The 20197-nt window shown below is 66.3% G+C and carries 17 protein-coding genes; 8 read left to right on the top strand and 9 right to left on the bottom strand.

Annotation, left to right across the window (positions count from 1 at the left end; all coding sequences use genetic code 11):
- Positions 1-429: 429 nt before the first annotated feature.
- Entirely contained in the window at positions 430-1890 is a 1461-nt protein-coding gene (gene tldD / locus A7W11_RS17265) for a metalloprotease TldD (RefSeq protein WP_066415752.1), read from the bottom strand.
- A gap of 11 nt (positions 1891-1901) precedes the next feature.
- Complete coding sequence (locus A7W11_RS17270) at positions 1902-2723, bottom strand: carbon-nitrogen hydrolase family protein (RefSeq protein ID WP_066415756.1); 822 nt, start codon at positions 2721-2723, stop codon at positions 1902-1904.
- Between the two features lie 140 nt (positions 2724-2863).
- On the opposite strand from A7W11_RS17270, the gene A7W11_RS17275 reads away from it, so the two are divergent.
- The gene (locus A7W11_RS17275; protein WP_066415759.1) at positions 2864-3241 is read left to right on the top strand and encodes an H-NS histone family protein; all 378 of its coding nucleotides are present in this window, start codon (positions 2864-2866) and stop codon (positions 3239-3241) included.
- 90 nt (positions 3242-3331) lie between these two features.
- On the opposite strand, the gene A7W11_RS17280 is transcribed toward A7W11_RS17275, so the two are convergent.
- A complete protein-coding gene (locus A7W11_RS17280; protein ID WP_066415761.1) occupies positions 3332-3976 on the bottom strand; it encodes a DUF4136 domain-containing protein in 645 nt (214 codons plus the stop codon).
- A 121-nt stretch (positions 3977-4097) separates the two neighbouring features.
- On the opposite strand from A7W11_RS17280, the gene pepN reads away from it, so the two are divergent.
- Entirely contained in the window at positions 4098-6806 is a 2709-nt protein-coding gene (gene pepN, locus A7W11_RS17285) for an aminopeptidase N (protein WP_066415763.1), read from the top strand.
- Between the two features lie 532 nt (positions 6807-7338).
- Positions 7339-8370, top strand: a complete 1032-nt coding sequence (locus A7W11_RS17290; RefSeq protein WP_066415767.1) for a class 1 fructose-bisphosphatase — start codon at positions 7339-7341, stop codon at positions 8368-8370.
- 169 nt (positions 8371-8539) lie between these two features.
- Here the strand turns inward: A7W11_RS17290 and A7W11_RS17295 are convergent, their stop codons facing one another.
- The 4 genes from A7W11_RS17295 to alaC all read right to left on the bottom strand — a co-directional run bounded on the left by A7W11_RS17295 (position 8540) and on the right by alaC (position 12980).
- Positions 8540-8761 carry a YgdI/YgdR family lipoprotein gene (locus A7W11_RS17295; protein WP_066415770.1) on the bottom strand — a complete coding sequence of 74 codons (222 nt, stop codon included), beginning with the start codon at positions 8759-8761 and terminating at the stop codon, positions 8540-8542.
- 153 nt (positions 8762-8914) lie between these two features.
- A complete protein-coding gene (gene thrC, locus A7W11_RS17300) occupies positions 8915-10324 on the bottom strand; it encodes a threonine synthase (RefSeq protein WP_066415772.1) in 1410 nt (469 codons plus the stop codon).
- 62 nt (positions 10325-10386) lie between these two features.
- Positions 10387-11691, bottom strand: a complete 1305-nt coding sequence (locus A7W11_RS17305) for a homoserine dehydrogenase (protein WP_066416228.1) — start codon at positions 11689-11691, stop codon at positions 10387-10389.
- Between the two features lie 59 nt (positions 11692-11750).
- On the bottom strand, positions 11751-12980 hold the full coding sequence (gene alaC / locus A7W11_RS17310; RefSeq protein WP_066415775.1) for an alanine transaminase: 1230 nt from the start codon (positions 12978-12980) through the stop codon (positions 11751-11753).
- Positions 12981-13174: 194 nt separating this feature from the next.
- Between alaC and A7W11_RS17315 the strand changes: the two genes are divergently transcribed.
- The 4 genes from A7W11_RS17315 (at position 13175) to pdxA (ending at position 16941) form a co-directional block, all read left to right on the top strand.
- Positions 13175-13630 carry an Mth938-like domain-containing protein gene (locus A7W11_RS17315; RefSeq protein ID WP_066415779.1) on the top strand — a complete coding sequence of 152 codons (456 nt, stop codon included), beginning with the start codon at positions 13175-13177 and terminating at the stop codon, positions 13628-13630.
- Positions 13630-14094 carry a peroxiredoxin gene (locus A7W11_RS17320; RefSeq protein WP_066133439.1) on the top strand — a complete coding sequence of 155 codons (465 nt, stop codon included), beginning with the start codon at positions 13630-13632 and terminating at the stop codon, positions 14092-14094. The genes A7W11_RS17315 and A7W11_RS17320 overlap by 1 nt, the downstream gene beginning before the upstream one ends.
- A gap of 88 nt (positions 14095-14182) precedes the next feature.
- The gene (locus A7W11_RS17325) at positions 14183-15925 is read left to right on the top strand and encodes a PhoH family protein (RefSeq protein ID WP_066415783.1); all 1743 of its coding nucleotides are present in this window, start codon (positions 14183-14185) and stop codon (positions 15923-15925) included.
- Positions 15926-15927: 2 nt separating this feature from the next.
- Positions 15928-16941 carry a 4-hydroxythreonine-4-phosphate dehydrogenase PdxA gene (gene pdxA, locus A7W11_RS17330; RefSeq protein WP_066415786.1) on the top strand — a complete coding sequence of 338 codons (1014 nt, stop codon included), beginning with the start codon at positions 15928-15930 and terminating at the stop codon, positions 16939-16941.
- A 22-nt stretch (positions 16942-16963) separates the two neighbouring features.
- Here pdxA and A7W11_RS17335 read toward each other — a convergent pair whose 3' ends face one another.
- Both A7W11_RS17335 and A7W11_RS17340 read right to left on the bottom strand, forming a co-directional pair.
- On the bottom strand, positions 16964-17641 hold the full coding sequence (locus A7W11_RS17335) for an RraA family protein (RefSeq protein ID WP_066415789.1): 678 nt from the start codon (positions 17639-17641) through the stop codon (positions 16964-16966).
- A 25-nt stretch (positions 17642-17666) separates the two neighbouring features.
- Complete coding sequence (locus tag A7W11_RS17340) at positions 17667-18545, bottom strand: Bug family tripartite tricarboxylate transporter substrate binding protein (protein ID WP_156523127.1); 879 nt, start codon at positions 18543-18545, stop codon at positions 17667-17669.
- 206 nt (positions 18546-18751) lie between these two features.
- Here A7W11_RS17340 and A7W11_RS17345 point away from each other — a divergent pair, with 206 nt between their 5' ends.
- Positions 18752-19732, top strand: coding sequence for a bile acid:sodium symporter family protein (locus A7W11_RS17345; protein ID WP_066415795.1), 981 nt, complete (start codon positions 18752-18754; stop codon positions 19730-19732).
- The last annotated feature ends 465 nt before the right edge of the window (positions 19733-20197 follow it).

Below are 20197 nucleotides of genomic sequence, written 5' to 3' on the forward strand. Positions count from 1 at the left end.
TCTTTCCGGCAGCAACAAAAAAGCCGCCAGGTTCGCTGGCGGCTTTTTTGAGGGATTCTGCGACTTTTCAGTTTGAACGCAACCCTTCCTCCGCCAGCGGCTTCAGAAAAGCATAAAAATAAAAGAAAAAGGCGGGGTGTGCGAAGTTCATGAGAGGCACTCTAGCACAAAAAATCTGACCGGGTCATGACAGGCTTTCCGGCATGAGGAAAAAGATGCGGCCGGGATGACCGCCAGCAAGACGCTGTCAGCCAATTGAACCTGACGCCAGCCTGCGCAGGGCGTGCCGGAGTGCGGCGGCCAATTGGAGGAAGGGCAGCCCCCGAAAGGGGGCCGAGGGCGCCTGCTGGCGCGCCCGAGCCGACCGACTTGGCCGACGCACTCCGGCACGCCCTACGCAGGCGACTCAAGAACCAAAGTCCTCCAGAATCAGGCAGTACCACCAACGGTAAGCCCATCCATCCGCACCGTCGGCATCCCCACCCCCACAGGCACGCTCTGCCCATCCTTCCCGCACGTGCCCACGCCCGAATCCAGCTTCATGTCGTTGCCGATCAGGCTGACCCGCGTCATGGCATCCGGTCCATTACCGATCAACGTCGCACCCTTCACCGGATACGTGATCTTGCCGTCCTCGATCATGTAGGCCTCGGACGCCGAAAACACGAACTTGCCATTGGTGATATCCACCTGCCCGCCGCCGAAATTGGCGGCATACAGCCCGCGCTTGACCGAGGCGATGATTTCCTCGGGCGCCTTGTCGCCGCCCAGCATGTAGGTATTGGTCATGCGCGGCATCGGCAGGTGCGCGAACGATTCGCGGCGGCCGTTGCCGGTCGCCGAGGTTTTCATCAGGCGGGCATTCAGCGTGTCCTGCATATACCCGCGCAGAATGCCGTCCTCGATCAGCACATTGCGTTGCGTCGCGTTGCCTTCGTCGTCGACATTCAACGAACCGCGACGATCCGGCAGCGTGCCGTCGTCGACCACGGTGACACCGGGCGACGCCACGCGTTCGCCGATGCGGCCCGAGAACACGCTGGAACCCTTGCGATTGAAATCGCCTTCCAGACCGTGGCCCACGGCTTCGTGCAGCAGGATGCCGGGCCAACCCGAACCCAGCACCACCGTCATTTCGCCAGCGGGCGCGGGACGCGCTTCCAGATTCACCATGGCCTCGTGCACGGCGCGATCCACGTATTCCTTCAGCAGATCGTCCGAGAACAGATTCAAACCGGTCCGGCCGCCTCCACCGCCGTGGCCCATCTCGCGGCGGCCATTGCGTTCGGCGATGACCGTGACGGACAAACGCACCAGCGGCCGCACGTCGGCGGCCAGGCGGCCGTCGCTGCCGGCGATCAGCACCACGTCGTATTCGGCGCCCAGGCCGGCCATCACCTGGATGACGTGCGGATCCGCGGCGCGCGCCATGCGCTCGACGCGCTCGAGCAGCGCCACTTTCTCGGCGGCCGTCAGCGTGGTCAGCGGATCGATGTCGGAATACAGGCTGCGGGCATCATCGGGCGGCACGTGCGCCGCCACCTTGACGCGGCCCGCGCCGCGGCGGGCGATACCGCGCACCGTCTGGGCAGCGGATTGCAGCGCCTCGACGGACAGGCTGTCGGAATAGGCGAAAGCGGTTTTCTCGCCACTGACGGCGCGCACGCCCACGCCCTGGCCGATGGAGAAGCTGCCGGTCTTGACGATGCCTTCTTCCAGGCTCCAGCCTTCGCTGCGCGTGTACTGAAAATACAGGTCGGCGTAATCGACCTTGTGCGTGAAGATTTCGCCCAGGGCGCGGGCCAGGTCGGCCTCGGTCAGGCCCCAGGGGTCCAGCAACAACGATTTGGCGGTGGCCAGGGACTGGATAGCGGGATCGATCAATTTCATGGATGGTCGGTCTACAGGACTCGGTGACGCAGGGCGGGCAAGGCGGCCCGCACCTCGGACAGGCGATCAGCCTCTATCGTACCCCCGATCACGCCCGGCTCTTCGGGCAGCACGTCCACGATCTCGCCCCAAGGGTCGATCAGCATGGAATGGCCCCAGGTTCGACGGCCGTTCGGATGTTTGCCCCCTTGCGCGGGCGCCAATATGTAACATTGATTTTCGATGGCGCGAGCCCGCAGCAGCACTTCCCAGTGCGCTTTTCCGGTGGTGTAGGTGAACGCCGCGGGCACCAGAATCAGGCTGACCGGCCCCATCGCGCGATACAGCTCGGGAAAGCGCAGGTCGTAGCACGTGGACAGCCCGACCGGGCCGCACGGCGCGTCGAACGTCTGCACCGTCTTGCCGGCATGAATAGCCACTGACTCATCATAGGACTCGGCGCCGCGCTGGAAATTGAACAGGTGGATTTTGTCGTAGCGCGCGCGTTGCTTGCCGTCCGGACCATATACGAAGGCGGTATTGAACACGCGATCGGGATCCGGGCAGGCCAGCGGCAGCGTGCCGCCCACGATCCAGATACCGAGACGGGCCGCCAATCCGCGCAGGAAATCCTGTATCGGACCGTGTCCTTCGGTCTCTTTAATCGCAAATTTGTCAATATCCCGCTGCCCCATGAAACAAAAGTACTCGGGCAACGCGACCAAACTGGCGCCGGACTCCGCCGCCTTTTGGATTAACTCACCCGCCTGTTTCAGGTTTTCATCAACATTCGGCGTGCTGACCATTTGAACAGCTGCCACGCGCCATGATCCACACAATTCTTTCGATTGCATTTCAGCCATGATACAAATTTGTCTCAGTCAGGATACAGTTTGAACGCAATAACCTAGTATTATTCACGCACAAAACCAAGCAGTAACTGTTCTACCAGCCGGCGAAGGCTATCAACTTATTGATAATCAGGATTAAAACTATGCCCCGCGAATCCTACGCAACGCAGCAAGCCAAGATCGAAAAAGAAATCACGAAGCTCCAGAAGCGAGCCGAGGCCCTGCTGACCAAGCGTCGCAAGCCAGTGCTTGCCTCCATCGTCAAGTCGATGCGCGACTACGATATTACTCCCGAAGAAATCACGGCAGCCTTCGGCGCTGCCAAGCCCGCCGCCACGCGCGCGCCCTCGGCCGGCGGCCGCCGCAAGGCAGCCCCCACCGGCGCCAAGCGCGCCGTGGCGCCCAAGTACCGCCATCCGCAGACCGGCGAAACCTGGAGCGGCCGCGGCAAGGCGCCGCGCTGGCTGGCTGCCGAGGAAGCCAATGGCGCCGATCGCGCCAGCTTCCTGATCGCCGCATAAGCTGGGATTACAGTCCCAACAAAATGGCGCGCCGAGGCGCGCCATTTTGTTGGGCGCAACATGGGGTATCGATGCGCCACCTGGATCCGCTTACCGGTCGATCGGATATTCAATCCGGCGCTCGCTGCCATTGTTGCCGGGAAACCCATCGAAAATGGCACGCACCAGATAAGGCATGGCGCGCAACAGGTTGTCGGCACGGCTGAGCGTATAGGACGAGGAACGATAGACCTCCGCCCCGCCCCGCTCCCGGTCATGGATCTCGACATTCAGGTAATGGCGGAACGCCGGTTCGGGCACATCGACCCAGTCGGGGCCCCAGAAGCCCGGGCCCCAGAAGCCATAGCCCCAGCGGCGCGGCCCGTAGTAACCTGGATAACCGCCATACATATACGGATCGTAGGCCTGACGGGTCATCACCGTGGTCTGCGACGTACCGTAGCTATATGAAACGGTGAATCGGGCCGGCTGGCCGGCGGGCGCTTCGGTCAGGCCGGTGGCGCCCAGGCCGGCGCGCAGGGTGTCGCGGTAGGACTGGTATTCGAGATTGTTGGATTGCTCGGGGGAGACCGCGGCAAAGGCATACGACTGCCCTTGCACGCCTTGCGGCCAACGTTGGAAGGAGGTGACGTGCATCGAGACGGTGGGCGCCGCGCAGCCGGCCAGCAGCACGCTGCCCAGCGCCAGCGACGCCCCGGCCATGCGCAGGCCGCGCGACCAGGAGAATTGGGACATGACTTGATTCCTCCGCGCCCCGTTCGGGCGACATGCAGATACGACCGCGCGCAGTCTGGAAAGTTTTCGCACGGCATGCCACTACAATAACCCGGTCTTCCCTTTGCATCGTGGAAACCCAATGCGTACCGACACGCCCGTGACGATTTACCGTAAAGATTACCGGCCCTATCCGTACGCAATCCCGCAGGTGGCGCTGGAGTTCGACCTGGACCCGGACACCACCACCGTCCGCTGCACCATGCAGGCCGAACGCCGCGCCGACGCGGCGGCGGACGCCGTCATGCACCTGGACGGCGAAGCACTGGAACTGGTCTCGCTGCGCGTCGACGGCCAGGCCTGGCCCGATGCGCAGTACAGCGTGGGCGCGCATGCGCTCGCCATCTCCGGCCTGCCCGAGCGCGCCGAGATCGAGATCGTCAGCCGCTGCCATCCGGCCGCCAACTCTACCCTGATGGGTCTGTACGTCTCGGGCGACAGCTTCTTCACGCAGTGCGAGGCCGAGGGCTTTCGCCGCATCACCTGGTTCGCCGACCGCCCCGACGTCATGTCGCGCTATCGCGTCACGCTGCGCGCGCCCGCCGCCTATCCGCTGCTGCTGTCCAACGGCAACCTGATCGCCACGCGCCAGTTGCCCGATGGCCGCGGCGAAGCCGAATGGGAAGATCCGTTTCCCAAGCCTTGTTATCTGTTCGCCCTGGTGGCGGGCCGCCTGACCCACCGGGAAACCCGCGTGGCCACGGCCTCGGGCCGTGAAGTGCTGCTGCAGGTCTACAGCGACCCGGGCTCCGAGAACCGCACGCAATGGGCGCTGGATTCGCTGGTGCGCGCGCTGCGCTGGGATGAAACCCGCTTCGGCCTCGAACTGGACCTGGACCGCTTCATGGTGGTCGCCGTGCGCGACTTCAATATGGGCGCCATGGAGAACAAGGGCCTGAACATCTTCAATGCGGCCTATGTACTGGCCGACCCCGACACCGCCACCGACGCCAACTACGAAGGCATCGAGTCGGTCATCGGGCACGAGTACTTCCACAACTGGACCGGCAACCGTGTCACCTGCCGGGACTGGTTCCAGCTCAGCCTGAAGGAAGGCCTGACCGTTTTCCGCGACCAGGAGTTCAGCGCCGACATGATGGCGCGCGACCTGGACCCGGCGGCCGCCGCCAGCGCGCGCGCGGTCAAGCGCATCGACGACGTGGCCACGCTGCGCGCGGCGCAGTTCCCGGAAGACGCGGGCCCGATGGCGCACCCCATCCGCCCCGACAGCTACCAGGAGATCGGCAACTTCTACACGGCCACGGTGTACGAAAAGGGCTCGGAAGTCATCCGCATGCAGCACACCTTGCTGGGCGAGGAAGGCTTTCGCGCGGGCATGGACGAGTATTTCCGCCGCCATGACGGCCAGGCCGTCACCTGCGACGATTTCGTCGCGGCCATGCAGTCGGTCTATGTGAAGCAGCACCCGGGCCGCAACCTGGAAGTGTTCCGCAACTGGTACCGCCAGGCCGGCACGCCGCGCGTGGCCGTGACGCTGGACTACGATGCCGCCGCGCAGCGCTGCACGGTCACGCTGGCGCAGCAATGCCAGCCCGTGGGCGTCGAGCGCCGCGCCGACAATCCCGCCAAGCAGCCCTTCCATATTCCGTTCGCGCTCGGCCTGCTCGACCGCCAGGGCAAGCCGATCGCGCTGCGCGTCGATGGCCGCGAACAGGAAACCGCCCTGCTCGAGCTCACCACCGCGCGCCAGCAATGGGTATTCGAAGGCGTGCCCTCCGCTCCCGTGCCCTCGCTGCTGCGCGGCTTCTCGGCCCCCGTCATCGTCGAGTACGGCTGGAGCGACGCCGACCTGGCGCTGCTGTCGGCCCATGACACCGATCCGTTCGCGCGCTGGGAAGCGGGCCAGGAACTGGCCACGCGCCAGATCCTGGCGCTGGCCCGCCAGCACCAGGCCGGCGACACGCTGCGCGCCGATGACGCCTTCATCGACGCCTGGCGCGCCCTGCTGACCGACCCCGCGCTGGACGCGGCCTACCGCGCGCGCACGCTGGCGCTGCCTTCCGAGAAGACGCTGGCCGAACGCATGGCGCAGATCGATCCGCCGGCGCTGGCCGCCGCGCGCGATTTCCTGCGCGCCGAGCTGGGCCGCCAGTTGCAAGCCGAATGGCGCGCCGCGTTCGACGGCAACCAGACCCCGGGCGAATACAGCCCCGCCCCTGGCCCCGCTGGCCGCCGCGCCCTGAAGAACCAGGCGCTGGCGCACCTGATGGCGGCCGGCATCGACGGCGCGCAAGGCCTGGCGCAGCAGCAATACGCGTCGGCCAGCAACATGACCGACAGCATGGCCGCGCTGTCCGCGCTGCTGAACTACGGCACGGGCGACGCCCCCGCGCAGGCGCTGGAAGCCTTCTACGAGCGGTGGAAGAACGATCCGCTGGTCGTCGACAAGTGGTTCACGCTGCAGGCCACGGCGCGCTCGGCCACGGTGGAAACCGTGCGCGCGCTGATGCAACATCCGGCCTTCACGCTGCGCAACCCGAACCGCGCCCGCGCATTGGTGTTCCAGTTCTGCCTGAACAACGCCCGCGGCATGCACCACGCCGACGGCACGGGCTACGCGTACTGGACGGAACAGGTCATTGCGCTCGATGCCCTGAACCCCGAGGTGGCGGCACGCCTGGCGCGCGCGCTCGACAACTGGTCGCGCTTCGTGCCTGCGTTGCGCCAGCCGATGCAGCAGGCATTGCAGGCCGTCAGCGCGCATCCCGGGTTGTCGCGCAACGTGCTGGAGATCACGTCCAAGGCGCTGGAGTTTGCGGCGCAATCGTAGGGCTGTTTTGTCGGGTTGGAGGTATTTGCTTCGTAGGGCGTCCTCGGTGGGGTTGGGGGGCGAGGGCCGGCCAAGTCGTCGGGCTCGGGCGCGCCATCAGGCGCCCTCGGTCCCCTTCGGGGACTGCCCCTCCTCCAATTGGCCGGCCCTCGCCCCCCAACCCCACCGAGGACTCACTGCAATGGCGCACGCAGGTCGCCGGCAAAGCCGCTGGCCTGCCGCTCGGCAAAAATTCGGCCTACGATTTGCAGAGGTATTGCACCCCGTACACCCGGCACCTGAGTTACGAGATCATTTGAACCAGAGATATTGTGAGCCTGGGTATGCCAATGGGGTCGAGCCGGCCAATTGGAGGCGGGGAAGTCCCGCGTAGCGGGACCGAGGGCGCCTGATGGCGCGCCCGAGCCCAACGACTTGGCCGGCTCGACCCCATTGGCATACCCAGGCGCCCCAAGAACCCAGATTCAGCCAAAGAACACCAACCTCACCCACCAATACGAAAGAACCTCCACACATCAAGACAGGAGAATCAATGAAACGTAAAACCCTCACTCAATACCTGGTCGAACAGCAACGTTCGGCCGAACTCGTCCAGCCCGAAGTCCGCCTGCTGATCGAAGTCGTCGCGCGCGCCTGCAAGGCCATCAGCCATGCCGTCAGCAAGGGCGCGCTCGGTGGCGTGCTGGGCAGCCTGGAAAGCGAGAACGTCCAGGGCGAAGTGCAGAAGAAGCTGGACGTGCTGTCCAACGAGATCCTGCTCGAAGCCAATGAATGGGGCGGTCACCTGGCCGCCATGGCATCGGAAGAGATGGAAACCATCCATCCGATTCCGAACCGCTATCCCAAGGGCGAATACCTGCTGCTGTTCGATCCCCTGGACGGCTCGTCGAACATCGACGTCAACGTGTCCATCGGCACCATTTTCTCGGTGCTGAAGGCGCCGCACACGGTGGATGGCGAAACGCCCATCACCGAGCAGGATTTCCTGCAGCCCGGCAGCCAGCAAGTGGCGGCGGGCTATGCGGTGTACGGCCCGCAGTCGATGCTGATACTGACGGTCGGCAACGGCGTGGTCGGCTTCACGCTGGATCGCGAGATGGGCTCGTGGGTGCTGACGCACGAAAGCATGCGCGTGCCGGAAGACACCAAGGAGTTCGCCATCAACATGTCGAACATGCGCCACTGGGCGCCGCCGGTGCGCCGCTACATCGACGAATGCCTGGCCGGCACCACGGGTCCGCTGGGCAAGGACTACAACATGCGCTGGGTCGCCTCGATGGTGACGGACGTGCATCGCATCCTGACCCGTGGCGGCATCTTCATGTATCCGTGGGATGCCCGCGAGCCGGGCAAGGCGGGCAAGCTGCGCCTGATGTACGAGGCCAATCCGATGAGCATGCTGATCGAGCAGGCGGGCGGCGCGGCCATTACCGGCACACAGCGCATCCTGGACGTGCAGCCCGAGAAGCTGCACCAGCGCGTCAGCGTGATCCTGGGGTCGAAGAACGAAGTCGAGCGCGTGGGCCGGTACCACGCCGAAGCGCAAGCCGTCGGCAAGGCCTGAGGCTGAAAAGACACAGGGCCTGTCTTGCACCGCCGTCAGGCGGGCGCAGACAGGCCCTGGTCATTTTTGCCGCGCACCGCAATGGGCGCGGCTGGCGGGCACGGCCGCCAACCGGATGCGGCCCCGTCCAGACTCGGTCAGGCTGCATGCGGCACAGCCGGAGGTCACGTCAGTCGACGTCCTCGATGGACTTCACGTCGTCCTTGTTGATGCGGACGATACGGCCACCCTGGTTGTATTCGTAGAAGCCGCTATCGTCGTTGTACTTCGGCCGGTCGGCCGTCGTGACCTGCGTGCCGTCGTTCTTGTGGATGATGGTCGGCGTGGAACAACCGGCCAGGACAGCCAGACTCGAAGCGGCAACGACCATCATCAGGGTTTTCGGGCTCATAAAGCCTCCGTGTGTTGTCATGAGGGTGACTCCACTGTAGAGGCGGCCCGCCCCGGCTTCCGTGACCGGATGTCTTGAAAATGTAAAGCCCGGGCGGGCTATGTCAGGCCTTGTATCCCGATCCCCGGGAAACCAGGCCTGCGTACCGAAGTCTTACACTTTGGCGTGCGCCTCAATGTAGCGCCGGACCGACACCGGGTCGCAATCCATGACCGTGACGCGCTGCGGCAACGATTCCAGATTGGCCAGGGCGGCGGGCGGCGGCGCGGGCTGGCCCAGCGCGGCTTCGATGGTTTCCGAGAACTTGGCGGGTAGCGCGGTTTCCAGCACCAGCATCGGAATGCCGGGCTCGACGTACTGGCGCGCCACTTTCACGCCGTCGGCGGTGTGCGGGTCGATCAGCACGCCGCACGTGTCGTACGTGGACTTGATGGTGGACAGGCGGTCGGCATGCGTGCTGACGCCGGCCACGAAGCCGTGATCGGCATCGAAGCGCGGCAGTTGGGCGGACAGGTCGAACTGGCCCTCTCGCGCCACGTCGTCCCACAGCGCCTTGACGCGCGCCGGATCGGCATCGACCAGGTCGTAGACGAAACGCTCGAAGTTGGAGGCGCGCGAGATGTCCATGGAGGGGCTGGACGTGGCGTAGGTCTGGGCCGGGGCGCGCGGACGGTAGATGCCCGTGCGGAAAAACTCTTCCAGCACGTTGTTCTCGTTGGTGGCCAGCACCAGGCGGCGGATCGGCAGGCCCATGCGGCGCGCGATGTGGCCCGACAGGATGTTGCCGAAGTTGCCCGAGGGCACGGCGAACGACACCTGCTGGCCAGCGCCGGTGGTGGCGGACAGCCAGCCGTGGAAGTAATACACCACCTGGGCCGCGATGCGCGCCCAGTTGATGGAGTTGACCGCGCCCAGGCGCCAGCGCGTCTTGAATTCCAGGTCGCCGGACAGGGCCTTGACGATGTCCTGGGCCTCGTCGAATACGCCGTGCACGGCGATGTTGTGGATATTCTCGTCCTGCAGCGAGTACATCTGGGCGCGCTGGAAGGCGCTCATGCGGCCGTGCGGCGACAGCATGAACACGGCCACGCCGCGCTTGCCGCGCAGCGCGTATTCGGCGGCCGAACCGGTGTCGCCGGAGGTGGCGCCCAGGATGTTCAGCGTGGTGCCGCGGCGCGTCAGCACATATTCGAAGACCTGGCCCAGGAACTGCATGGCCATGTCCTTGAACGCCAGCGTGGGGCCTTCGGACAGGCCCAGCAGATGCATCCCGTCGTGCAGCGGACGCAGCGGCACGATGTCTTCGCTGTTGAACGATTCCTGCCGGTAGGCCGCGCGGGTCAGCGCGCGCAGGTCGTCGGCCGGGATGTCGGTGGCGAAGCGCGACAGCACTTCGAAGGCCAGGTCGGCATACGGCAGGCCGCGCCAGGATTCGAGCGTGGCCGCGTCGACGCGCGGCAAGGTCTCGGGCACCGCCAGGCCGCCGTCGGGCGCCAGGCCCTCGAGCAGGATGTCGGAGAAGGCTTGCGGGGCCATGCCGCCGCGGGTGGATACGTACTTCATGTCAGCCTCGCTGGACCGCCGCGGCGGGCTGGCAGCCTGCCCGGCGGCAAGAAACGGAATGATCAGGACAGGTGCTCGACGCGCAGGCGCGTGACCTTGGACCGGACGAACGACGTGGCCTCGATCTTGGCGATGGCCTGGTCGACATCGCCTTCCCGCGCTTCGTGCGTCAGGAAGATGAGGTCGGCGCCACCGATGTGCGACGGCTGCTGGATCATGGAACCGATGGAAATGCCACGGTCGGCAAGGACGCGCGCGATGTCGGCCAGCACACCCGGCTGGTCGTCGACGCGCACGCGCAGGTAATACGAGGTGCTGACCTGTTCGATCGGCAGGATCTGCACGTCGGACAGCGCATCGGGCTGGAACGCCAGGTGCGGCACGCGGTTGCCCGGATCGGCGGTATGCAGGCGGGTGACGTCGACCAGGTCGGCCACCACCGCCGAGGCGGTGGGTTCTTCGCCCGCGCCCTGGCCGTAGTACAGCGTGGGGCCTACGGCATCGCCGCGCACCAGCACGGCGTTCATGGCGCCTTCGACGTTGGCCAGCAGGCGCTCGGCCGGCACCAGGGCCGGGTGCACGCGCAGCTCGATGCCTTCGGCGCGGCGCTTGGTGATGCCCAGCAGCTTGATGCGGTAGCCCAGGCGCTCGGCGTGGGAAATGTCTTCCTGCGCCAGTTGCGAGATGCCTTCGATGTAGGCGCGGTCGAACTGCACCGGCACGCCGAAGGCCAGCGAGGCCAGCAGCGTCAGCTTGTGTGCGGCATCCACGCCCTCGACGTCGAAGGTGGGGTCGGCTTCGGCGTAGCCCAGGCGCTGGGCCTCGGCCAGCACGTCGGCGAACGGCAGCCCGCGCGAGCGCATTTCGGACAGGATGAAATTGGTGGTGCCGTTGATGATGCCGGCGACCCACTGGATGCGGTTGGCGGTCAGGCCTTCGCGGATGGCCTTGATGATGGGGATGCCGCCGGCGACCGCGGCCTCGAAAGCCACCATCACGCCGCGCTCGGAGGCCGCGGCGAAGATCTCGTTGCCGTGCTTGGCCAGCAGCGCCTTGTTGGCGGTGACCACGTGCTTGCCCTGCGCAATGGCTTCGAGCACCAGTTCGCGGGCCAGGGTGTCGCCGCCGATCAGTTCGACCACGATGTCGATCCGCGGATCGCGCACCAGCGCATGGCCGTCGGTGGACACCTCGACGCCCTCGCCCACCTTGCTGCGGGCCTTCTCGACGTCGCGCACGGCGATGCGCGCGACCTCGATGCGGCGGCCCGCGCGGCGGGCGATCTCTTCGGCGTTGCGCGCCAGCACCGTCCAGGTGCCGCCGCCCACCACGCCCAGGCCCAACAGGCCCACGCGCATGGGTTGCATGCCCTGCGCCGCGGGCGAGGACGAATCGGAATGAAGCATGTGTACAGCCTGAGTCATGGTTAAGCCTTCCTGTCGCTATGCGACGCATCCCCAAGGGTGGGCGCGCCCAGCAGCCCGTCCTTGCGGAACATTTCCTTGATACCGCGCACCGCCTGGCGGGTGCGCTGTTCGTTTTCGATAAGAGCGAAGCGCACGTATTCGTCGCCGTATTCACCGAAGCCCACGCCGGGCGACACTGCGACCTTGGCCTCGGACAGCACGCGCTTGGCGAACTCGAGAGAGCCCATGGCGCGGTACGGTTCGGGGATGCGGGCCCAGATGTACATCGACGCCTTGGGGACCTCGACCATCCAGCCCGCCTCGTGCAGGCCGCGCGTGAGCACGTCGCGGCGGTTGCGGTATTGCTCGACCACCTCGTTCACGCAATCCTGGGGCCCTTCCAGCGCGGCGATCGACGCCACCTGGATGGGCGTGAAGGTGCCGTAGTCGTGGTAGCTCTTGATGCGCGCCAGCGCATTGACCAGCTCACGGTTGCCCACCATGTAGCCGATGCGCCAGCCCGCCATGTTGTAGCTCTTGCTCATGGTGAAGAACTCGACGGCGACGTCGCGCGCGCCGCGCACCTGCATGATGGACGGCGCCACGTAGCCGTCGAAGCAGATGTCGGCATAGGCCAGGTCGTGCACCACGAGGATGTCGTGTTCACGCGCCAGGGCCACCACCCGCTCGAAGAACGCCAGGTCGACGCACTGCGCGGTGGGATTGCTCGGGAAGCCCAGGATCATCATCTTGGGCTTGGGGATGGACTCGCGCACCGCGCGTTCGAGTTCCTCGAAGAAGTCCACGCCGGGCGTCATGCGCACCGAACGGATGTTGGCGCCGGCGATGACGGCGCCATAGATATGGATGGGGTAGCTGGGATTGGGCACCAGCACCGTGTCGCCCTGGTCGAGCGTGGCCAGCATCAGGTGCGCCAGGCCCTCTTTCGAGCCGATGGTGACGATGGCCTCGGCATCGGGATCGAACTCGACGCCGTAGCGGCGCTGGTACCAGTCGCAGATGGCCTTGCGCAGCCGCGGGATGCCCTTGGACACCGAATAGCCATGCGTGGTGGGCCGCATGGAGGCCTCGACCAGCTTGTCGACGATATGCTTCGGCGTGGGGCCGTCGGGGTTGCCCATGGACATGTCGATGATGTCCTCGCCGCGGCGGCGCGCCGCCATCTTCAGCTCGCCCGTGATGTTGAACACGTACGGCGGCAAGCGCTCGATGCGGGAGAACTTCCTCATGGGACCGGTCCTGGAAATGGGGCGGGAAAGAGAATGGCGGCAGCGCGGGGAATCACCCCGGGCAAACCCTGTAATCTAACGTAAGCACGCACTGGCGGCAAATAGGAACAAACCGTCTCCCGGCCCCCTTATTTCCCCTTGCGGCGCTGCGTCATCCGATGCGCTATCATCGGCACGTCTAGCGGAGTTTTTTATTGAAGCTGCATAACGATCCTGCGATGGCGCTCAATACCGTCACCGCCTATGGTGAAGGCTATATCGAGGTCAATCAGGTACGCTTTTCCCATGCGGTCGCCTTCGGTCCCGAAGGCAAGGTCGCCGACTGGCCGGCAACGTCGCCGGCCGACATCACTTCCGCCCTCCTGCTGCAGGCCGCCGGCGTGTCCATGGCCGCCCGCGATCCCCTGTCGTTCCTGGACGAACCCGAACAGACGCCCGCCCGGCCCGCCAACGCGCCGGAAGTGCTGCTGGTGGGCACCGGGCGGCGCCAGCGCCTGCTGCCCCCCGACGTGCTGCGCCCGCTGCTGGCCGCCGGCATCGGGGTCGAAGCCATGGACACCGAAGCCGCCGCCCGAACCTACAACATCCTGATGGCCGAGGGGCGCCGCGTGATCGTCGCCCTGATCCCCACCGACGGAGCCTCCTCCTGATGACCGCCCTGATAGGCAAGCCCGCCCCGCTGTTCGTTGCCGAAAGCACCATCGGACCGCTTTCCCTGGAACAATGCCGCGGCCGGGCCGTGGTGCTGTATTTCTATCCCAAGGACAACACCCCCGGCTGTACCACCGAGAGCCAGGACTTCCGCGACGCGCACGCCGAATTCCTGTCGTCCAGCACGGTGGTGGTCGGCATCTCGCGCGACTCGCTGAAGTCGCACGAGAATTTCCGCAACAAGTACGAACTGCCCTTCCCGCTGATCGCCGACACGGACGAGACCGTCTGCAACCTGTACGGCGTCATCAAACAGAAGAACATGTACGGCAAGCTGGTGCGCGGAATCGAGCGCAGCACCTTCCTGATCGACGCCTATGGCGTGCTGGTGCAGGAATGGCGCGGCGTGAAGGTTCCCAACCATGCGAAGGAAGTCCTGCAGGCCGCGCGCAGCATCGGCTGAGCACGTCCCGCAGACATCAGCAGGTCCCGTTTTTTCCAGGTCTCGTAGCCGCCCAGGGCCCATCGGCCCGCACAGGAGAGTGACGCGTATGCCGCTTCCGAAGTTGCCCACCCGCCCCGCCGCCATCCTGACCTTCCCAAAGGGCGAAGCCGCCCGCGCAGCAGTACGTAGCGAGAAACCGGCGGCCCCTGCCGCCAATCTGTCCGTTCAACCCGAGCTGGCCGGCCTGGCCGCGCTGCGCGCGCCGGTCGAGGACGACGAGATGCTCGAACCGCTGGACATGCCGCTGGCGCCGGCCGCCCCGGCCGCCAAGCCGGGCAAGGCCAAGTCCACGGCGCGCCAGCCCGCCACCGCGCGCGCCGGCAAGACCGCGCAAGCGTCCCCTGCCACGGCGGCGGCCACGCCCGCTGCCGCGCCCGTCGCTACGCAAGCGCGCAAGACCAAGGCGGCCGCGCGCAAGCTGTTCGTGCTGGACACCAACGTGCTGCTGCACGATCCCAGTTCGCTGTTCCGCTTCGAAGAGCACGACATCTTCCTGCCGATGATGACGCTGGAAGAGCTCGACCACCAGAAGAAGGGCATGTCCGAGGTGGCGCGCAACGCCCGCCAGGTCAGCCGTTCGCTGGACTCCCTGGTGCAGGACACGGCCAACCTGGACGACGGCCTGGCGCTGTCCGCGCTGGGCAACAAGGACGCCACCGGCCGCCTGATGTTCCAGACGACGGCCATCCACAGCACCCTGCCGTCCGACCTGCCGATGGGCAAGGCCGACAACCAGATCCTGGGCGTGGTGCGCGCCCTGCAGGAGAAATACCCGCAGCGCGAAGTCGTGCTGGTGTCCAAGGACATCAACATGCGCCTGAAGGCCCGCGCGCTGGGCATGCTGGCCGAAGACTACTACAACGATCACGTCCTGGAAGACAGCGACCTGATGTACACGGGCGTGATGCAACTGCCCGAGGACTTCTGGAACCGCCACGGCAAGGACGTCGAATCGTGGCAGCAGGGCGGCACCACGTTCTACCGTATCCGCGGTCCGCTGTGCTCGCAGTTCATGGTCAACCAGTTCGTGTTCTTCGAAGGCCAGATGCCGCTGTACGCGCAGGTGCGCGAAGTCAGCGGCAAGACCGCCGTGCTGGCCACGCTGCGCGACTACACGCACGGCAAGAACAACGTGTGGGGCATCACCGCGCGCAACCGCGAGCAGAACTTCGCCATGAACCTGCTGATGAACCCAGAATGCGACTTCGTGTCGCTGCTGGGCCAGGCAGGCACGGGCAAGACGCTGCTGGCGCTGGCCGCCGGCATCACCCAGGTGCTGGAAACCAAGCGCTATACCGAGATCATCATGACGCGCGTCACGGTGCCGGTGGGCGAAGATATCGGCTTCCTGCCGGGTACGGAAGAGGAAAAGATGATGCCCTGGATGGGCGCGCTGGAGGACAACCTCGACGTGCTGAACATGGGCGACGGCGAAGGCAGCGGCGACTGGGGCCGCGCGGCCACCATGGACCTGATCCGCTCGCGCATCAAGGTGAAGTCGCTGAACTTCATGCGCGGCCGCACCTTCCTGAACAAGTACCTCATCATCGACGAGGCGCAGAACCTGACGCCCAAGCAGATGAAGACGCTGGTCACCCGCGCGGGCCCCGGCACCAAGGTCATCTGCCTGGGTAACGTGGCGCAGATCGACACGCCCTACCTTACCGAGGGCAGCTCGGGCCTGACCTTCGTGGTCGACCGTTTCAAGGGCTGGCCGCACGCCGGGCACATCACGCTGCAACGCGGCGAACGTTCGCGCCTGGCCGACTACGCCGGGGACGTGCTGTAGCCATGTCCCACGACGCGCCCGTCAGGGCAGACGCCGGCGCGCCCGTCGGCTTCACGATGGGCGACGCCGCCGGCATCGGCCCCGAAATCATCGTCAAGGCCTACGCCCAGGGGCTGCAAGCCCCGGCGGTGGTCTATGGCGACGCCGGCGCGCTGCGCCGCGCGGCGCAACTGCTGGGCGCCCGCATCGATGTGGTTGAAATCGAGTCGGCGCGCCAGGCCCGCTGCGAGGCGGGACGTATCGAGGTCGTGGCCTGTCACCCCCCCCTGCCCGCTGACCTGCCCGTGGGCCAGGTCAGCGCGGCGGCCGGCGCGGCGGCCTACGCCTATCTGTGCGCGGCCATCGACGAGGCCCAGGCCGGCGCCTTGCGCGCCATCGTCACGGCACCGCTGAACAAGCACTCCATGCATCTGGCCGGCATCGACCAGCCCGGCCATACCGAGATCCTGGCCGAGAAGTCGCACACCGCCGACTACGCCATGATGCTGGCCAACGACGAGCTGCGCGTGCTGCTGGTCACCATCCACGTGGCGCTGGCCGACGTGCCGGCGCGCATCACGCCCGAGGCGGAAATCCGCGCCATCCGGCTGGCCGACATCGCCTGCCGCCAGATGGGCATTGCCCGTCCGCGCATTGCCGTGGCGGGCCTGAATCCGCATGCGGGCGAGGACGGCAAGTTCGGCCGGGAAGACATCGACGTCATCGCACCCGCCATCGCGCAGGCGCGCGCCGAGGAGCTGGATGCCTCGGGCCCGTGGCCCGGCGACACCATCTTCATGCGCGCGCGGCGCGGCGAGTTCGACATCGTGGTCGCGCAATACCACGACCAGGGCCTCATCCCCGTGAAGTATCTGGGCGTGGACCACGGCGTGAACGTCACCGTGGGCCTGCCCTTCGTGCGCACCAGCGTGGATCACGGCACGGCGTTCGACATCGCCTGGCAAGGCGTGGCGGACCATGCCTCGCTGGTGGCGGCGTTCGACCTGGCGCTGGCGATGACGCCGCCGCCCGCCTGAGCGGCGGCCGGCCGCACGGCGTTCAGTTCTTGCCCGCCTCCTCGTAGTCCGGGCTTTGCAATGCATGGTACTGGTGGCGGACCCGCGCCTGGTCCAGCCGCTCGCCGGCGCGGATCGCATCGCGGATGGCCGACTCCTTGCGCGTGATGTCCTCGGCCACCTCCAGCAAGGCCTCCTCGTGGCTGCGCGGCAGCACCACCACGCCGTCCGCGTCGCCGCGCACGATGTCGCCCGGACTCACCACCACCCCGCCGATCGTCACCGGCGCCTGCAGGGCCTTGAGCTGGATGCGGCCCTTGCCGGTCCGCATCCACCAGTCGCGGCTGAAGATCGGATAACCGATGCTGCGCGACAAGGCGACGTCGCGGCAGTTGCCATCGATCAGCGTGCCGGCCATGCCGCGCCGGTGCGCCATCTCGGTCAGGATGTTGCCCCAGGTGCCGACGTCGTCGCGGCCCCGGTTGTCGATGACGATGACGCTGCCGGGCTCGACGTCGTCGATGAATTCGCCGACATTGCCGTCACTGGTCGTGGCGGGCTCGTACTGCACGGTGTAGGCGCGGCCCGCCATGCGAAAGGACGGATCGCACGGCTTGATCTTGTAGCACTGCCCTGCGATGGACAGGCGGTCGAGCGCGTCGCTCAACGAGGCGCAATCGAGTTCCGCGGCGCGTGCGACATTGCGGTCTTGGTGGGTCATGCGTAAGGCTCCGGAGAAAGAGAGGTCAATCGACCTTGATGTTGGCGTTGCGGATGACGGGTTGCCACCGAGCGATGTCGGCATCGACCTGCTTGGCGAGTTCGGCGGGCGACAGGTAGCTGGGCTGGGCGCCAGCGGCATCCAGCGATCGCACCACGGCGGGATCTTTCAGGGCGTCGCTCACCGCCGCAGACAGCTTGTCGATGACGGGCTGCGGCGTCTTGGCCGGCGCGAAGAACGCCACCCAGGCTTCCAGTTCGAAGCCCGGAAAACCCGCCTCGGCCGCGGTCGGCACGTCGGGCAGCAAGGGCGAGCGCGTCTTGCTGGCGACCGCCAGCGCGCGCAGCTTGCCGGCCTTGATGAAACTGGCCACCGACGGCAACGTGGCGACGATGCTCTCGACATTGCCGGCCAGCACGTCCTGCACGGCCGGCCCGGCGCCCTTGTACGGCACGTGCACGACCTGGATCTGGTTGGTCTGCTTGAACAGTTCCATGCCCACATGGGGCACGGATCCGTTGCCCGAGGTGGCGTAGTTCAGCTTGCCCGGATGGCTGCGCGCGTATTCGACATATTCCTTCAGGGTGTTCACGGGCACCGAGGGATGCACCGCGACGACGTGCGGCGACACCACCAGCATGGCCACGGGTGCGAAGTCGCGCACGGGATCCCAATCCAGGTTCTTGAACATCACCGGATTGCCGACGTGGAACATCGAGTAGCCCGCCAACAGCGTGTAGCCGTCCGGGTTGGCGCGGGCCACGCTGTTGGCGGCGATGTTGCCGCTGGCGCCGGGCCGGTTCTCGACCACGATGGTCTGCCCCAGGCGCTTGGACATGGCCGGCGTAATTACGCGGGTGACCTGATCGATGATGCCCGCCGGCGGCACCGGCACGGTCACCATAATGGGGCGTTCGGGAAACTCCGCCAGGGCGGAAGGGGAAATGGCCAGGCAAAGCAGGGCCGCGGCGACGGCAAGGGCAAGGCCTACGCCGACCTGGTGTTGACCAGCGGCTGAACGCTTCTGGATAGACAGCGATATCGCCCACGCCGCCTCGTGCGTGCCACTACAATACGCGCAGCCTCTCCGTCCATCTCCCTCCTCATCTCATGTCACGCCTCACCCGCTTTCTGCCGGACCGCTTCACCCTCCTCCTGATCACCACCGTCATCATCGCCAGCCTGGTGCCCGCCCACGGCCAAGGCATCGTCGTGTTCGGCTGGATCACCAACCTGGCCGTCGCCGCGCTGTTCTTCCTGCACGGCGCGCGCCTGTCGCGCGACGCCATCGTCGCCGGCATCACGCACTGGCGCCTGCACGCCACGATCTTCTCGGCCACGTTCATCATGTTCCCGGTGCTGGGCCTGGCGCTCAAGCCGCTGCTCGAGCCCCTGGTCACGCCCGAGCTGTACCTGGGCATCCTGTTCCTGTGCTGCCTGCCGGCCACGGTGCAATCGGCCATCGCGTTCACTTCGATGGCGCGCGGCAACGTGCCCGCCGCGGTGTGCAGCGCCTCGGCCTCCAGCCTGCTGGGCATCTTCCTGACCCCGCTGCTGGTGGGCACGGTGATCGCGCAGGCGGCCAGCGCGCCGATCTCGTTCGATGCCGTGGGCAAGATCATGCTGCAACTGCTGCTGCCCTTCGTGCTGGGCCAGTTGCTGCGCCCCTGGATCGGCGCCTGGGTCACCAAGCGCAAGGCGATGCTGAAGTGGGTGGATCAGGGTTCGATCCTGCTGGTGGTCTACACGGCGTTCTCGGAAGCCGTCAACGAAGGCCTGTGGCAGAAGACGCCGGTGCCGGCGCTGCTGGGCCTGGTGGTGTGCTGCGTGGTGATCCTGGCGCTGGCGCTGATCGGCTCGCAATTGCTGGGCAAGCTGTTCGGCTTCAACCTGCCCGACCGCATCACGCTGCTGTTCTGCGGCTCGAAGAAGAGCCTGGCCAGTGGCATTCCCATGGCGCAGGTCATCTTCGCGGGCCAGGCTGTGGGCGCCATCGTGCTGCCGCTGATGCTGTTCCACCAGATCCAGCTGATGGTGTGCGCGGTGCTGGCGTCGCGCTATGCCAAGCGTCCTGAAGGCGAGGACGAGTAAGTCTCTCGTGCCGGTGATGCGCGGGTCTTCTTCTGAGTGCTCGTGAATTCGAGTTCTTGAGACGCCCGCGTATGCCGGCGGGGCCGAGGCGGCCAAGTCGCTCGGCTCGGGCGCGTCATCAGGCGCCCTCGGCCCCGCTACGCGGGGCTTCCCTTCTCCAATTGGCCGCCTCGGCCCCGCCGGCATACGCGGGCTCGCATTATCTGCGGCTCCGAAGATCTCCGGTCGTGCACCCCATATTTGCAAGAGTTAGCGGCCGTCTCAGATCGCGGTCTTGATTGTTGCCGCGCTGTTCGCCGGCGGCCATGCCGTCTGACCGACGCCTGTTGCTGGCGTGAGTCCTCGCCGAGGCGGTGGCGTGCGGGGCGGCCAATTGGAGGAGGGGAAGTCCCCGAAGGGGACCGAGGGCGCCTGCTGGCGCGCCCGAGCCTGACGACTTGGCCGACCCGCGCGCCACCGCCTCGG

Origin of the sequence: Bordetella ansorpii, assembly GCF_900078315.1 — a bacterium.
In the GTDB taxonomy this organism is placed as follows: domain Bacteria; phylum Pseudomonadota; class Gammaproteobacteria; order Burkholderiales; family Burkholderiaceae_B; genus Bordetella; species Bordetella ansorpii.